We start from the raw sequence: 16,479 nt of genomic DNA, 5'->3' as shown, positions 1-16,479 counted from the left end.
CTGGTTAAGTGCACATCTGGATATCTGAGGTGAATTGTGTAATAAAAAAACAGCCCATAAAATCTGAGCTGTTCCTAATTTCATAGATTAAATTATACACAAATAAAAACCACCACCGAATAACATCGGCAGTGGTTCTTTGCTTGGCGGCGTCCTACTCTCCCAGGACCCTGCGGTCCAAGTACCATCGGCGCTAGAGGGCTTAACGGTCGTGTTCGGGATGGGTACGTGTGGAACCCCTCCGCCATCGCCACCAAACGCATAGCTTAGCTTACATTCAGAGATCGTTCTCTGAAAACTAGATTCGAAACGAAACACGCGAATTACAACTTGCTATTGGATAAGCCCTCGACCGATTAGTACTGGTCAGCTCCATGCATTGCTGCACTTCCACCCCCAGCCTATCTACCTCGTCGTCTTCAAGGGGTCTTACATACTGGGAAATCTCATCTTGAGGGGGGCTTCACGCTTAGATGCTTTCAGCGTTTATCCCGTCCGTACATAGCTACCCAGCGGTGCTCCTGGCGGAACAACTGGTACACCAGCGGTACGTCCATCCCGGTCCTCTCGTACTAAGGACAGCTCCTCTCAAATTTCCTACGCCCACGACAGATAGGGACCGAACTGTCTCACGACGTTCTGAACCCAGCTCGCGTACCGCTTTAATGGGCGAACAGCCCAACCCTTGGGACCTACTTCAGCCCCAGGATGCGATGAGCCGACATCGAGGTGCCAAACCTCCCCGTCGATGTGGACTCTTGGGGGAGATAAGCCTGTTATCCCCAGGGTAGCTTTTATCCGTTGAGCGATGGCCCTTCCATGCGGTACCACCGGATCACTAAGCCCGACTTTCGTCCCTGCTCGACTTGTAGGTCTCGCAGTCAAGCTCCCTTATGCCTTTGCACTCTTCGAATGATTTCCAACCATTCTGAGGGAACCTTTGGGCGCCTCCGTTACTCTTTAGGAGGCGACCGCCCCAGTCAAACTGCCCACCTGACACTGTCCCCGCACCGGATTACGGTACCAGGTTAGAACCTAGATACGATCAGGGTGGTATCCCAACGTTGCCTCCATGCAAGCTGGCGCTCACACTTCAAAGGCTCCCACCTATCCTGTACAGATCGTACCCAAATTCAATATCAAGCTGCAGTAAAGCTCCATGGGGTCTTTCCGTCTTGTCGCGGGTAACCTGCATCTTCACAGGTATTAAAATTTCACCGGATCTCTCGTTGAGACAGCGCCCAAGTCGTTACGCCATTCGTGCGGGTCAGAATTTACCTGACAAGGAATTTCGCTACCTTAGGACCGTTATAGTTACGGCCGCCGTTTACTGGGGCTTCGGTTCACAGCTTCGGGATTACTCCCTAACCACTCCCCTTAACCTTCCAGCACCGGGCAGGCGTCAGCCCGTATACTTCGCCTTACGGCTTCGCACAGACCTGTGTTTTTGCTAAACAGTCGCTTGGGCCTTTTCACTGCGGCCCCCTCGTGCTATTCACACTACCGGGGCACCCCTTCTCCCGAAGTTACGGGGTCATTTTGCCGAGTTCCTTAACGAGAGTTCTTCCGCGCGCCTTAGAATACTCTTCTCGCCTACCTGTGTCGGTTTGCGGTACGGGCACCATCACCTGGCTAGAGGCTTTTCTTGGCAGTGTGAGATCATGACCTTCGCTACTATAATTTTCGCTCCCCATCACAGCTCAGCCTTACAATGTGCGGATTTGCCTACACATCAGCCTCACTGCTTAGACGGACATCCATCAGTCCGCGTCACTACCCTACTGCGTCCCCCCATTGCTCATAACGGCTTACGGTGGTACAGGAATTTCGACCTGTTGTCCTTCGACTACGCCTTTCGGCCTCGCCTTAGGTCCCGACTTACCCTGAGCGGACGAGCCTTCCTCAGGAACCCTTAGGCTTTCGGCGGATCAGATTCTCACTGATCTTTTCGTTACTCATACCGGCATTCTCACTTGTATAATGTCCAGCGCTCCTTACGGTACACCTTCAACCCTTATACAACGCTCCCCTACCCCTGATGCAAAGCATCAAGCCATAGCTTCGGTGGTGTGTTTAGCCCCGTTACATTTTCGGCGCAGAGTCACTCGACCAGTGAGCTATTACGCACTCTTTCAATGGTGGCTGCTTCTAAGCCAACATCCTGGTTGTCTGTGCAACTCCACATCCTTTCCCACTTAACACACACTTGGGGACCTTAGCTGATGGTCTGGGCTGTTTCCCTTTTGACAATGGATCTTAGCACTCACTGTCTGACTCCCGGAAGTAAGTCTATGGCATTCGGAGTTTGACTGAGCTTGGTAACCCTTGCGGGCCCCGCACCCAATCAGTGCTCTACCTCCACGACTCTGTTTTCCGAGGCTAGCCCTAAAGCTATTTCGGGGAGAACCAGCTATCTCCGAGTTCGATTGGAATTTCTCCGCTACCCCCACCTCATCCCCGCATTTTTCAACATGCGTGGGTTCGGGCCTCCAGTGCGTGTTACCGCACCTTCACCCTGGACAGGGGTAGATCACCCGGTTTCGGGTCTACGTCCACGTACTAAGTCGCCCTATTCAGACTCGCTTTCGCTGCGGCTCCGGCTCTTCACCTTAACCTTGCACGGGAACGTAACTCGCCGGTTCATTCTACAAAAGGCACGCCATCACCCCTAAAACGGGCTCTGACTTTTTGTAAGCACACGGTTTCAGGTTCTATTTCACTCCCCTTCCGGGGTGCTTTTCACCTTTCCCTCACGGTACTGCTTCACTATCGGTCGCTAGGAAGTATTTAGCCTTGGCAGATGGTCCTGCCGGATTCATACGGGGTTTCACGTGCCCCGCACTACTCGGGATCCGTCTCGGAGGGAACCAACTTTCAACTACAGGGCTTTTACCTTCTTTGGCGGGCCTTTCCAGACCTCTTCGCTTAACCGGTTCCTTTGTAACTCCATGTGAGACGTCCCACAACCCCAAAGAGCAAGCTCTCTGGTTTGGGCTTCTCCGCGTTCGCTCGCCGCTACTGACGGAATCACTATTGTTTTCTCTTCCTCAGGGTACTTAGATGTTTCAGTTCCCCTGGTATGCCTCTACATAACCTATGTATTCAGTTATGAGTAACTGGAAATTACCCCAGCTGGGTTTCCCCATTCGGACACCCCCGGATCAAAGCTTGCTTACAGCTCCCCGAGGCAGTTTCGTTGTTCGCCACGTCCTTCATCGGCTCCTAGCGCCTAGGCATCCTCCGTGTGCTCTTAGTAGCTTAACCATTTTGTTCCGGTTTCGGTCGCTCGCTTCCCTTGTTTTGCTTGCGCAAAGCCAAAAGTCGCTCTCACCCGATACCATCACAAAAGCAATTTAACTACCTTTATACACTTGACTTGTTTGCACAAGTTCAGCTAAAAAGGAATGTTCTAATTCGCGTTTGTTTCGTTTCGATATCTAGTTTTCAAAGAACAAGCTCCATGCAAAAGCAAGCTGTTTTGAGAGTTTGAGCTCTCAAAACTGAGCAACGAGTGAGTGTTTTGCAGCTAAGCTGCAGTTTTGAATGTTTCCACTCGGGAAACGATTCTCCATAGAAAGGAGGTGATCCAGCCGCACCTTCCGATACGGCTACCTTGTTACGACTTCACCCCAATCATCTATCCCACCTTCGGCGGCTGGCTCCTTGCGGTTACCCCACCGACTTCGGGTGTTATAAACTCTCGTGGTGTGACGGGCGGTGTGTACAAGACCCGGGAACGTATTCACCGCGGCATGCTGATCCGCGATTACTAGCAATTCCGACTTCATGCAGGCGAGTTGCAGCCTGCAATCCGAACTGAGACCGGCTTTGTTGGGATTGGCTCCATCTCGCGATTTCGCAGCCCGTTGTACCGGCCATTGTAGTACGTGTGTAGCCCAGGTCATAAGGGGCATGATGATTTGACGTCATCCCCACCTTCCTCCGGTTTGTCACCGGCAGTCTATCTAGAGTGCCCACCCGAAGTGCTGGCAACTAAATATAAGGGTTGCGCTCGTTGCGGGACTTAACCCAACATCTCACGACACGAGCTGACGACAACCATGCACCACCTGTCTCCTCTGTCCCGAAGGAAAGGTACATCTCTGTACCGGTCAGAGGGATGTCAAGACCTGGTAAGGTTCTTCGCGTTGCTTCGAATTAAACCACATACTCCACTGCTTGTGCGGGTCCCCGTCAATTCCTTTGAGTTTCAGTCTTGCGACCGTACTCCCCAGGCGGAGTGCTTAATGTGTTAACTTCGGCACCAAGGGTATCGAAACCCCTAACACCTAGCACTCATCGTTTACGGCGTGGACTACCAGGGTATCTAATCCTGTTTGCTCCCCACGCTTTCGCGCCTCAGCGTCAGTTACAGCCCAGAGAGTCGCCTTCGCCACTGGTGTTCCTCCACATATCTACGCATTTCACCGCTACACGTGGAATTCCACTCTCCTCTTCTGCACTCAAGTCACCCAGTTTCCAGTGCGATCCGGGGTTGAGCCCCGGGATTAAACACCAGACTTAAATGACCGCCTGCGCGCGCTTTACGCCCAATAATTCCGGACAACGCTTGCCCCCTACGTATTACCGCGGCTGCTGGCACGTAGTTAGCCGGGGCTTTCTTCTCAGGTACCGTCACCTTGAGAGCAGTTACTCTCCCAAGCGTTCTTCCCTGGCAACAGAGCTTTACGATCCGAAAACCTTCATCACTCACGCGGCATTGCTCCGTCAGGCTTTCGCCCATTGCGGAAGATTCCCTACTGCTGCCTCCCGTAGGAGTCTGGGCCGTGTCTCAGTCCCAGTGTGGCCGATCACCCTCTCAGGTCGGCTACGCATCGTCGCCTTGGTGAGCCGTTACCCCACCAACTAGCTAATGCGCCGCAGGCCCATCCCCAAGTGACAGATTGCTCCGTCTTTCCAGTTTCCTTCAGGCGAAGAAAACAATTATTCGGTATTAGCTACCGTTTCCGGTAGTTGTCCCAAACTTGAGGGCAGGTTGCCTACGTGTTACTCACCCGTCCGCCGCTAAGTATCAAGGAAGCAAGCTTCCTTGATACTCCGCTCGACTTGCATGTATTAGGCATGCCGCCAGCGTTCGTCCTGAGCCAGGATCAAACTCTCCAATAAAGTATTGAAAAGAGCGATAAGCTCATTTTGAATCTGACGAGATTAAAAATCTCATTTGTGCTCCAGCTGATTCAAGCCAAGGCTTGTCTCCAACTTTCGCGTTCATTCTGCAAGCAGAATGTTTACTCACTCGTTGTTCAGTTTTCAAAGATCAAACTTGTTTCGTTACCGAATGTCGTTCTCTTCAACAACTCTTATATAATATCATGTCCGAACCAACTTTGCAAGCTTTTTTTTAAGTTTCTTTCGAAGCTTATTTCAATCGCTTGCCGCACCGTGTATCTCGTGTTTTTTTGGCCGGAAATAGAATATACCATGTACAGTTATGGAACGCAAGTCTTTTTTCGATAAACATTTAATTCTTATAAAATGAGTACCCTGTAGACCTTTTAACAAGTATCGCCTTATAGTCTGCTGAATGATACATCTGCGCACTACCTTTAATGAACCGGAGTAATTAACTTACATAAGCAAAAGGTTTCCCGTATGAACCCTAATCCAAGTATAGAGATACTCATGTTGTATACAGTACAGACTCAACACGCTATAGAACTTATAAACCGAGATTTCATCGGATAAACAACCAACAGATCATAGAACATTATACTCATTCCTTCTATATAGAAGGAAAACATTTTTGAAATTCATTTTGCTCAAGAAAGGAAAACAAAAAAAAGCGAAAGCACCGGGTTTGAATCCCGTGGCTTCCGCTTCTTTCATTTTATAAGATAAAAACTTATCTCCGTACTCTTCATAAAACTAAATTAAGTTTACTCCCCGCCAATAAATACGTATCGGCAGACTACAATGAGCGCCAAGATCCACATAAGCCAGTGAATTTTCACTTTACGCTCTGTAACCAAGTTGCTGAATACCGCCAGAATCACATAAGATACGATACCTGCCGAGATTCCGTTCGCGATTCCACCTGTGAAAGGCATCAATACAATCGTAAGGAACGCAGGGAAAGCTTGCAGGAAATCATCCCACTCAATGCTGCGCACTTGACTCATCATAAGCACACCCACGATGATCAATGCCGGAGCCGTCGCAGCGGATGGAACAACAAGCGCAAGCGGTGCGATAAACAGGGCCAAAATGAAGAGCAAACCTGTCGTTACCGAAGTCAGTCCTGTACGTCCACCTGCCTCAACACCTGAAGCACTTTCAACGTATGCTGTAATGGTACTTGTACCCAATGCAGCACCTGCGCTGACACCAACTGCATCGACGAGCATCGCTTTACCGATGGTCTTCTCGCCTTTTTTCTTATCCTTCATAATCCCCATACGTGTTGCAGTACCTACCATCGTACCAAACGTGTCGAACAATTCAACGAAGGTAAAGATGAAGATGATCTCGAACAATCCGAGACTGATCGCACCTTTCAAATCCAGCTGTCCAACCGCCAGATCACTGAAATTAGGCAACCAGCTTGCGCCTGAAAGACCACTCAGATTCGTAACGCCCATCGGAATACCAATCAGCGTTGTTGCTACGATCCCGATCAGCAGAGCGCCTTTGACACGCATAACCATCAGAATAGCAATAAGGAGCAAACCAATCAGGGCCAGCAACGCATCGTGATGTGTTACAAAGTTGCCCAATGACAAGTTAAAACTGCTACCCGGAATCGGCTGACTCAGATCTGCGTCTGGTGCAACATTAACTGTTACAGCCACGAGATTAGCAAGCTTGAAACCAATAATGGTAATAAAGAGACCGATACCCACCGTAATGGCCATTTTGATTGACTGCGGAACTGCAACAAGCAGCATTTGACGAATCTTTGTCACGGTCAAAATAATGAACACGATACCGGAAAGGAACACCGCTCCGAGAGCTGCTTGCCAAGTAATCGCTCCATTCGAACTTAGAACGACAGTCATGAAGTACGCATTCAGCCCCATACCTGGTGCAAGTGCGATCGGAATATTCACGAACAATCCCATAATAATAGTCATTAATCCGGCGCCGACGGCTGTCGCAAAGAATACTGCATTATCCGACATCCCCGCACCGGCTTGTCCCAAGAACAACGTATTTACAAAAAGAATGTAAGCCATTGTCATAAACGTAGTGAGACCCGCAACAATCTCCGTTCTAACGTTTGTTCCGTTTTCTTTTAATTTAAAGAAACGATCCATAATTACTAACTCCCCCTTAGAGATGTTGAAGCCATATTGAAAAACGACAAATGACCCTGATGAAGATTCTTCACCCAGGGTTCAGCTGACAAGGAGTGGCATGATGCCTTTACTAAGAACAAAAAAAATTCTAATGTGCGTGATGTCCCCGCAATCATGTAGAATTCATGTGCTTAGCCTTCTCCTCTTCGTAGCCAGATCATTAGGGTGATCTCGTAGAGACTCCCGGGCCAATCCCCAGGATTATACGAATAAGTATGCGCTATTTGTTTGTTTCCCATCACTATTTTAGGAGGGCAGTATGTTTTTGTCAATGAGAAAAACGAATATTAATCTCGCCCTTGTATAATATCGTTCGTATTATTTAACAGATTGAACCAGTTCAGCGGTTTACAACCCAATTGAATACGCTTTTTTCGGTGTAATCTCAATGGGATATGTCCATTCTTTCAGACTGAAAGTTCCGCAGGATAACATAATAAGCTAGCCTGATCAAAGGGCGAGAAGCGCTCTAATCCGGCTAGCTTATGTTTCTGATGCGTTTTAGCAATCAGGTGAATGATGATCTAGGAATTACGATGTCTCGTATTACGAAGAGTAAAACTCATTAGGTATATGGAGCAATTTGCGACATGTTCCAGAGCATTTTTTTACCGGATCAGTCCTATGTTAACTATATCTCTGTCTGCGGAGCATCACCCTGTAGCTCTTGTTGTTCCTGATTCGTGTTTGTTGTTAAGTCAGAGGATAACTCCTGATTTCTGGTCTGATCGGAAGAAGCATCCGCTGCCTCTAAGTTCACAAATGGTAATTCTCCCGAACCGGAGGCAAGGTCTTGCATTTCTGAACCGTATCCTGCCAGCATCACCATCAGAAACGCACTTCCAATGCCCATTTTCCATTTGCTCATATAGTCGGTTTTACGCATACATTCAATCTCCTTTCAGTAGCCATATAGCTCTTAGTATATACCTATTGTACAGGCCCGACCTGAAAGGATCATGAAGTGAACTTTAAAATGGGATGAAATTCGAGAGTTTATTACTAGGAAAACAGTCCCCTGATAAAAGTTTAATCATAATATATGCAATAAAAAACTCCCTTCTATCTGCGATAGGCCGCAGATAAAAGAGAGCTTTTTAAAAAATATTGTTTGGGTGTATACCCTACTCCCACTCGATCGTTGCAGGTGGTTTGGAAGTTACGTCATAGACGATACGGTTTACATTATCAACTTCGTTAACGATCCGTACGGAGATTTTCTCCAGCACATCCCAAGGGATACGTGCCCAGTCCGCAGTCATACCGTCGATGGACGTTACGGCACGAATACCTACAGTGTAGGAATACGTACGCGCATCACCCATAACGCCAACACTCTTCATGTTCGGCAGGGCTGTGAAGTACTGCCAGATTTCGCGGTCGAGACCGGCTTTGGCAATCTCTTCACGCAGAATGTAGTCTGAATCACGAACAATTTTAAGTTTCTCTTCGGTAACCTCACCAAGAACACGGATCGCAAGACCCGGGCCTGGGAAAGGCTGACGCCATACGATAGCTTCAGGCAGACCGCACTCTTCGCCGACTTTACGCACTTCGTCTTTGAACAGAGCACTCAGTGGCTCAATCAGTTTGAAGTTCATGTCCTCAGGCAGACCGCCCACGTTGTGGTGGGATTTGATGGTCTGTGCAGTTGCTGTACCACTTTCCACGATATCTGTGTACAGTGTACCTTGCGCCAGGAATTCAAAATCATCAAATTGCTTGGATTCTTCATCAAATACGTAAATAAACTCGTTACCGATGATTTTACGTTTTTGTTCCGGATCATCGACGCCTACCAGTTTGGACAGGAAGCGTTCCTGTGCATCAATTTTGACAACTTTCATGTCGAATTTGCCGACAAATGTCTCCATTACACTTTCTGCTTCGCCTTTGCGCAGCAGACCATGGTCGATAAACATACATGTCAGTTGGTCGCCAATGGCTTTGTGTAGCAGTGCAGCAACAACAGAAGAATCCACGCCACCGCTCAGTGCACACAGAACTTTACCGTCGCCCACTTTTTCACGAATATCTTTGATCGTATCTTCAATGAATGTCTCCATGCTCCAGTTGCCTTCGCAACCACAGATTTCGAACAGGAAGTTACGAATCATATCGTTACCACGAACAGAGTGACGTACTTCCGGGTGGAACTGAACAGCATATAATTTGCGCTCGTCGTTACTCATTGCAGCGATTGGCGCACTTTCCGTGCCTGCATCCAGTTTGAAACCCGGAGGGAGTGTAACCACGTGGTCACCGTGACTCATCCATACTGTGTGCTCACCGTCGATACCTTGTGCAAGAGCAGCACCTGCTGCGAACTCGATGTCGGCTTTACCGTACTCACGCTTCTCGGAGCGTTCTACTTTACCTTCAAGCTGCTGGGCCATAAGTTGCATCCCGTAACAGATTCCGAAGATGGGAAGTCCAAGATCATAGATAGCCGGGTCCACATGTGGTGCATTTTCTGCGTACACACTGGATGGTCCGCCAGAGAAAATGATTCCTCGTGGTGACATTTCTGCGATCTTCTCTGCCGGTGTGTTATACGGCAAAAGCTCGCTGTATACGCCGAGATCCCGAATTCTTCTGGCGATTAACTGGTTGTATTGGCCCCCAAAGTCAAGGACAACCACAATTTCATTTGGTTTATTCATTACCGTGCCTCCCTCAATTCAATGAAACTAATTATACGCAACGACAAAACATACCGTCAAGGAAAGGCGAAACTCCTTTTTTCGACATATCAAAACAGGATTACCAATTGCCTCTAAATATGAATTTTCGATTAGAAAAGCTTGGCAGCAAGATGCTGGTTCAAGTGTATGATCGTGGAAAGACGCCTCGTTCGCAGCGAAGCGCGAAAGGCGTCTTATGTATGGCATGCAGCGATGAACCAAACGCTGCATTTAAATAACAATGCGCCAGCCAATGGCGATCTTCATCTGCCCACAAGTGGCCAAGCTCTATTGGAAAGCGATAGCGATTGTATGGCAGCTGCTTCGCATCTTTGGTGTAACGTTGTAACATCCTTGTGTTACAACGCCTGCAGCCGCCGGGCCAGACGAAGTGCCCGGCGCAGGAAGTCCAGACTGTCCGCGCGCAGCGGACGGTCTGGGCCGTACAGCAGCCGTTCCCAGTCGGCTGCAAACCGCGCGATGTCCGCGCCGTCCGCGCCTGCGGCCAAAGCCGGTGACGCTGCATATTCACGCAGCGTCATCCCCGGCGGCCGCGGGCCGTACCGGCGCGCGAGCGCGGACCAGACCGGAGCGGCGGCGCGCAGCAGCCGCTCGCGGTCTGGAAAGCTGCTGCGTGGCCACGCCAGCAGCAGCCCTAACCGCAGCGCGGGGCGTAGCCGCCGCATGCGGACCAGAGCAGCGGCGCCCAGCAGGGCCGCTGCCACAAGGGCTGCCGCGAGCCATGGCTCCGCGGCAATGGCCCGTGCGCGGGCGAGCAGCCATGCGCCCGCGTTAGCCAATCCGCCGCTCATATACGGCGGAGTCTCCGCGCCAGGCTGCGGCCCGGCGAGTGCTGCAGCATCTTCGCCCGCGCCTTGCGCCATGGTGAAGCCAGGCGTGGCCTCAAACGGCATCCAGCCTGCACCCGGAAAATACACCTCTACCCAGGAATGTGCATCTCCCTGTGAAATCACATACTGACTGGGCACATCCGGGTCAGCAACTCCGGGGCCAAAGCCTTTAACCCAGCGTGCGGGGATACCTTCCGAACGAAGTAACACAATCATAGCTGTGGAGAAATGATTGCAATACCCCTGCCGGGTGACGAATAGAAAATCGTCCACAAAATCTGTTCCCCGCGGTGGCATACGGGTATCCAACGTATACTCGGCATGAGCAGCCAGATAAGTCTTTACAGCTTGCACAGCGTCATACCGGGTCTCACTGCCTTGAATGATTTCCTTGGCGAGCGTCTGCACTCGACCGGGGAGTGATGTAGGCAATTGCAGATAGTCCCTCCGAATGGCTGCCGGATCTTTCCCTTTATTCGTTTCCCCAAGCAGACGTAACTGTTCAGGTGTTGCGACAGGAACCATGACGTCTGCCGAATAATTTTTAACTATCTTATCGTCCCCTGAGCTCGCGAGCCACAATGTTGCCGAATTGCGATTAGACAGCAAAGAAAACATGTTTTCCTGATTATCCTTGTTCTTATCCTGGAACGATACGTTGACCGGTATGCCCCCGGTAAAGAGTGGATTTGGCCCTTTCCACTCTCGCTGCATCGTAACGGTTTGGCGAATGCGATTCCAATAGGTTGGATTCTCCCAACCATCAGCACGCAGCATTCCGGATGGACTTGCTGTTTCAAAGCTTTGACCCGGATCACTCCAAGTACTACCGTTATAATATGAACGGGTCTCCCCTCGCCAATACGTCACTTTTGGACTCTTCGCTATAAAAAAGATGGAATTCCCCTGCACCAACGGTGCTCCCATAGGCGCGTCAGCTGTGCTATATCCCGTGACTGCCGTTGCAGCAGGGATACTACTGTGCTGTGTATAACCTGCCCATCGAGCTATACGTTCACCCATCTGTTCCAGAGATATGCGTTCCGGTTGAGGAATGGAAGCAAACTGGCCAGGTAACGCGGAGAGAAGCACCATAGCTGCGGAAACAACGATAGTTACTGCACTCCAACGGCCATAGGGGCTGCCGTGATAACTCGGAGTCGTGACTCCTCCATTGAGACGTAGTAGCTGAAGCAGAGCCTGAATAAGAAAAGTCCATAGGACAGACCGTATTACAGAAGCATACACATCCAGCCCCGCAAAGGATTCAAGCAGAAGCAAATAGAGCAGCGTCGCACTGCCAAACAGCATAACGCTTCGACGTAACAATACGAGGGATTGCACAGAAGCCATGAGCATGCTCCAGCCGCACATCATGAACAAACCTCTCGTTTCTGTACTAATCGAGTGGAATCGCCATTTATTTATAAAAGTGTCCATATCCGCTGAAAATAATCCCGGATAAGCAGCCGCCCAACGAACAGGATCACTTCCTCCGTACATCAGACATAAAGCAGCGAGTGCAATGAATAATCGGATCAGTACCCCAGTGATCCATCCTGTACGAATTAGCCCTACGAGCAACAATGCTCCCGTTAATCCCGCCATTACGGACAAGAACCGTTCACTGCCCTGCTGATCTGATGATGTAACAGGATATATCCACTCCAGAGACAGTATAAGTAAAATGGCCGAAATAAAAATTTTGTACAGGACAGGTACGCTAACATATCCCTCATCCTTTATATCCGTCACAGAATTCTGGTTCACAGCTTTATATACAGAATAGGCCGATTCTATTCTCGTACGGGCCGTTGACTCTAAGTCGGCCACAGTGGAATTTGGTTGCTGGTTACGATTACGCTCCCACATCCGTTACCTCCACCTTTCCCAATGAAGATAACGCAACGTCTGTAACCGCGTGGATCGGCACCCCGCTGTGACGAAGCCGCTCCAAACTTAAGCTGTCATATCCCAATCCATTCATCAATCTATCCGTTGATCCTAATTGGTCCTGATTCGCTTCAGTCAATTGCACCTCGACACGATAACCCGACCCGATTGCAGTTATGATCCATTCGGCCAGAACCGGATCCATCTTGCCTGTGAGAACCACAATTCGCGACCCGCTCGCCAGTCCATCCAGCATCTCCGTTCGAAGCGAAACAGAGGTTGATTGTGCTTTGGATATTCGCGCTCCCGCTAACTTGTCCAGTCCATGATTCTCATCATCTGCATGGAACGGCCCATGTTGCCATTGATCTTGTGCATCATAACTCTTATCGCCGCCTTCCATCCACAGATGATAAGGAATGTCATCCTGCTCAGCGGTATGAATCCAGCGGGCAGCTGTACGAACCACTCGTTCAAAAGCAGGTGCATCCATGTTCTCCCGCTGTTTTACGTCATAACCCGACGCGCCTTCATACACAAGGATGCCGAGTGAAGCTAGATCCGTGGTATCAGGCAGAAAGGTCTGAAGTTTTCCCGTTTTGGCTGTACTTTTCCAATGAACTCGTCCCAGTGGGTCACCCTGCTGATATTCACGAAACTCAGGGCTACGGTTTCCCTGACTATTTCTTCGCTCCGAAAAAGTCCCTTCGATCATCGCTGCGAATTCTACCGAATCACCCTTCCCCCAAGCCGTTGCTTGAGGAACAACGATCAGGGGGGTACCTCCTGCGATCTCTGCGGAGAGGGTATTCCAGCCAAACATATCCCCCCAGTACAATCTGCCCGTATCCCATCTGTAGACTCCTCTGCGTAACCCAGAACATTCATATTGATAGGAAAATTGTCGCCGTGTTCCCGGGAAAATCAATTTGCGATGAACACCTGCAGGTGTGTTCTCACACAGAACGATCCATAACAATGGAATACGGCAATTGAATTCCAGTTCGACCAGAACCCGTACATGCTCGCCTGCCTCAATCCGGTTCGTGTGTATTTTCCGACGGATGTGAATACGCCGTGGTCTGAACCAATGGAGAAGCAGACCTCCTGTGAACATCAAGAAAGTTATAACGGATAGAAACAACGCCACTTTGCCCCCATGCCACTGATACAAGGAAGCAAAAGCCACCACCAAGACAGCACTCACAATCCGTTGTCCCAGCGCAGTCATTGTCTCCGTCCCCTTCCCTGTGATGCCATTTGTACAGGTACCGGAACCGATGACAATGCTTCTTCAATGACTTGTACTTGCCCCCAAACCTCCGCTCTGTTCTGGGGCTTCAATTGAATACGATGGGAAAGGACAGGCACAGCCACCTCTTTCACATCATCCGGTATGACATAACTGCGTCCCTGAAGGTAGGCAAATGACTGCGCAGCAGCCATCCAGGCCAGTGTTCCGCGAGGACTGATGCCCAGTCTTACCGCCGGAAGGCTGCGAGAAGCCACAGCAACGGCCACCAGATACTGTTTGACAACAGGATCAACATGTACCTGTTTGACTTCACGCTGCATGGCTACAACCTCTTCAGCAAGCAGGACAGGACGAAGTTCTTCAAGTACTTCCCTGCTTTGCATGCGGGTTAACAATTCCAGTTCCTGCTCTGGATCTGGATACCCCAGTCCAATCCTCATGATAAATCGATCCAGTTGTGCTTCAGGCAGACGGTACGTACCCTCGAATTGCAACGGATTCTGTGTCGCCAGCAGAAAGAAGGGGCGTGGCAAGGCGTAGGTTGTGCCATCGACCGTAATACGTCGTTCCTCCATTGCCTCCAGAAGGGCAGACTGAGTGCGGGGTGAGGCTCGATTTATTTCATCGGCCAGGACGATGTTGGACATGACAGGTCCGGGCCGAAACTTGAATTCAGCTGTATGCGGTTGATAGATTGAGGTGCCCGTAACATCTGCCGGCATGACATCAGACGTGAATTGAATCCGGCCCATGGAGCAATCCAGCGCAGAAGCAACAGCACGAACCAGCATCGTTTTCCCCGTACCGGGCACATCTTCCAGAAGCACATGACCTCCACTGAGCATTGCAGTGAGGACATAACGAATCTCTTGTTTTTTGCCAATAATCACACTTTCTACTCGCTTGATGACCCTGTTTAGCAATTCGACTGCGTGTTCATGTTCCATTCGAATATAAGACATTTCTCCTGATCTCCTTCCGTTCATCAGCATTTCTGAGCCATAGTAATCTATGATTCAGTGTTGCCCGGAAGTAGAGAGAATAGTCCTGCAAGAATGACTTTCTTCAGATCATTTTATACATAAATATACTGTTCATCGCCGAAATGGATATGGACGGGCCTGCCTTCACCGTCCACTCTGTTTCATTGCTGTTTAATGCGTGCACCCTTAACCCCATCTGCTCCAGCAATTCACGTAACGGAACCCAGATGGTCCCCCCTTGACTCTGTACTGCCCCCATTTCACTTAACCCTTTCGTTGTTAGTGTTCCGCTCACAGCGTCTGCATGAATCGTTCTTTCCTTCCACACAGCTGTAGCTGTTCTGGACTCAGGGTCCCAGCGAGTGCTGCCCCCGAATTTTTTCATAAAGGTACGCAACGGCACCATGATTCGTTGATCCTCCATACGGAATTCGCCCGACTGTAGGGTAGCCGCAGCCAATCCCACCTCTACCTTCAGCTTCTTGCTCCCAAGCCACAATGTCGCATTCGCTTCTACATGCTCTGTAATCCAGGCCTTTCCTGGCACCTTGCGCCCTTTATACTTATCAGCTGGATGTACACGGAATTGAACCGGCTGATCCGAACCCTTCATGATGTCAAAACGATATCCGTGATCACGATAATATTTGATAATACCCGGGAGTGCTTTCACTGTTTCAGCGTGCGCACCTCCATCATGCATCAGGAGAATGACTGAACGTGCTCCCGCAGGTACTTTGGTCGAATTGCTGAGGATTTCTTTGGCCGGAACTCCTTTGCGCTTGGAATCTCCGCTATCGACGTTCCAGTCCATGACGGTGTACCCGCCCAATTGCAGCAAATCAAAATAACTCTGGTCAAAATGCCCATAGGTACCACCTGGTGCTCGCACCAGATTCGGACGGAAACCGGTTATACGCTCCAGCACTTCCTCTGTCTGCTTAATCTGTTTCCAGAACACTTTAAAATCACTATACAGCTGTTCGTATTGATGATTAAAAGTATGATTGCCCAAAGCATGTCCATCCTCGACAAGTCCCCGGATTAACTCGGGATAACGCTCTGCCTGCTCACCCAGCACAAAAAATGTAGCCAAAACCTTCTCCTTACGCAAAATATCCAATACTTCACGGGTATGGTTACCCGGTCCATCGTCAAAACTCAGATAGACTACCTTGTCTTGAGTATTCTTATCTTCCGAGATTGGATCACCTGAGCCGGAAGCAGAAGATGCATAAGCCGTGCCTGCATATACAGCAAATGCACATAACAATATCGCAATACGCATGAGAATGACATACCATTGTCCAGATAAAAACATATGTATGGTTGTTGCAGAGTTTCCCCCTAATTCCTTGATTCTGAATTCCGGTCTCTGTACCATTTACGAATCGACCTCCACCGTCTCTAGTAATTTGCTGATAGACTTCAGCAGATTTGTTAGAATTATATGGAGACTACATGGAAAAAAGACGCGATTTTGTTTAATATTTTTTC

At 49.5% G+C, this 16,479-nt stretch carries 7 protein-coding genes, 3 rRNA genes and 1 riboswitch; all 10 genes read right to left on the bottom strand.

The window, feature by feature from the left end:
* Positions 1-141: 141 nt before the first annotated feature.
* Positions 142-258: ribosomal RNA gene (rrf, locus tag AC4E8D_RS03915) — 5S ribosomal RNA — on the bottom strand.
* Between the two features lie 78 nt (positions 259-336).
* A 23S ribosomal RNA gene (locus tag AC4E8D_RS03910) occupies positions 337-3,264 on the bottom strand.
* Positions 3,265-3,574: 310 nt separating this feature from the next.
* A 16S ribosomal RNA gene (locus AC4E8D_RS03905) occupies positions 3,575-5,127 on the bottom strand.
* The 16S, 23S and 5S rRNA genes sit together here, the layout of an rRNA operon.
* 770 nt (positions 5,128-5,897) lie before the next feature.
* Positions 5,898-7,274: an NCS2 family permease gene (locus AC4E8D_RS03900; RefSeq protein ID WP_047841443.1), complete on the bottom strand. Its 1,377-nt coding sequence runs from the start codon at positions 7,272-7,274 to the stop codon at positions 5,898-5,900.
* Between the two features lie 171 nt (positions 7,275-7,445).
* Positions 7,446-7,545: riboswitch (purine riboswitch) on the bottom strand.
* A gap of 402 nt (positions 7,546-7,947) precedes the next feature.
* The gene (locus AC4E8D_RS03895) at positions 7,948-8,202 is read right to left on the bottom strand and encodes a hypothetical protein (RefSeq protein ID WP_339306781.1); all 255 of its coding nucleotides are present in this window, start codon (positions 8,200-8,202) and stop codon (positions 7,948-7,950) included.
* A 238-nt stretch (positions 8,203-8,440) separates the two neighbouring features.
* A complete protein-coding gene (gene guaA / locus AC4E8D_RS03890) occupies positions 8,441-9,979 on the bottom strand; it encodes a glutamine-hydrolyzing GMP synthase (protein ID WP_221825786.1) in 1,539 nt (512 codons plus the stop codon).
* A gap of 380 nt (positions 9,980-10,359) precedes the next feature.
* The gene (locus AC4E8D_RS03885; protein WP_490205871.1) at positions 10,360-12,723 is read right to left on the bottom strand and encodes a DUF4129 domain-containing transglutaminase family protein; all 2,364 of its coding nucleotides are present in this window, start codon (positions 12,721-12,723) and stop codon (positions 10,360-10,362) included.
* Positions 12,710-13,975: a DUF58 domain-containing protein gene (locus AC4E8D_RS03880; protein WP_339306776.1), complete on the bottom strand. Its 1,266-nt coding sequence runs from the start codon at positions 13,973-13,975 to the stop codon at positions 12,710-12,712. The genes AC4E8D_RS03885 and AC4E8D_RS03880 overlap by 14 nt, the downstream gene beginning before the upstream one ends.
* Positions 13,972-14,961 carry an AAA family ATPase gene (locus tag AC4E8D_RS03875; protein ID WP_339306774.1) on the bottom strand — a complete coding sequence of 330 codons (990 nt, stop codon included), beginning with the start codon at positions 14,959-14,961 and terminating at the stop codon, positions 13,972-13,974. Before AC4E8D_RS03875 ends, AC4E8D_RS03880 begins: the two co-directional genes overlap by 4 nt.
* A gap of 103 nt (positions 14,962-15,064) precedes the next feature.
* The gene (locus tag AC4E8D_RS03870) at positions 15,065-16,366 is read right to left on the bottom strand and encodes a polysaccharide deacetylase family protein (RefSeq protein ID WP_339306773.1); all 1,302 of its coding nucleotides are present in this window, start codon (positions 16,364-16,366) and stop codon (positions 15,065-15,067) included.
* Positions 16,367-16,479: the final 113 nt, after the last annotated feature.

This window comes from Paenibacillus sp. SRL342, assembly GCF_984798905.1.
The sequence above is the reverse complement of the archived record's forward strand: the minus strand, read 5'-3'. Positions and strand labels throughout refer to the sequence as shown.

Excerpts from the sequence above, each read along its gene's own strand:
- AC4E8D_RS03900 (WP_047841443.1), bottom strand. The coding sequence starts at position 7,274 with ATGGATCGTTTCTTTAAATTAAAAGAAAACGGAACAAACGTTAGAACG.
- guaA (WP_221825786.1), bottom strand. The coding sequence starts at position 9,979 with ATGAATAAACCAAATGAAATTGTGGTTGTCCTTGACTTTGGGGGCCAA.
- AC4E8D_RS03895 (WP_339306781.1), bottom strand. The coding sequence starts at position 8,202 with ATGCGTAAAACCGACTATATGAGCAAATGGAAAATGGGCATTGGAAGT.
- AC4E8D_RS03880 (WP_339306776.1), bottom strand. The coding sequence starts at position 13,975 with ATGACTGCGCTGGGACAACGGATTGTGAGTGCTGTCTTGGTGGTGGCT.
- AC4E8D_RS03885 (WP_490205871.1), bottom strand. The coding sequence starts at position 12,723 with ATGTGGGAGCGTAATCGTAACCAGCAACCAAATTCCACTGTGGCCGAC.
- AC4E8D_RS03870 (WP_339306773.1), bottom strand. The coding sequence starts at position 16,366 with ATGGTACAGAGACCGGAATTCAGAATCAAGGAATTAGGGGGAAACTCT.
- AC4E8D_RS03875 (WP_339306774.1), bottom strand. The coding sequence starts at position 14,961 with ATGTCTTATATTCGAATGGAACATGAACACGCAGTCGAATTGCTAAAC.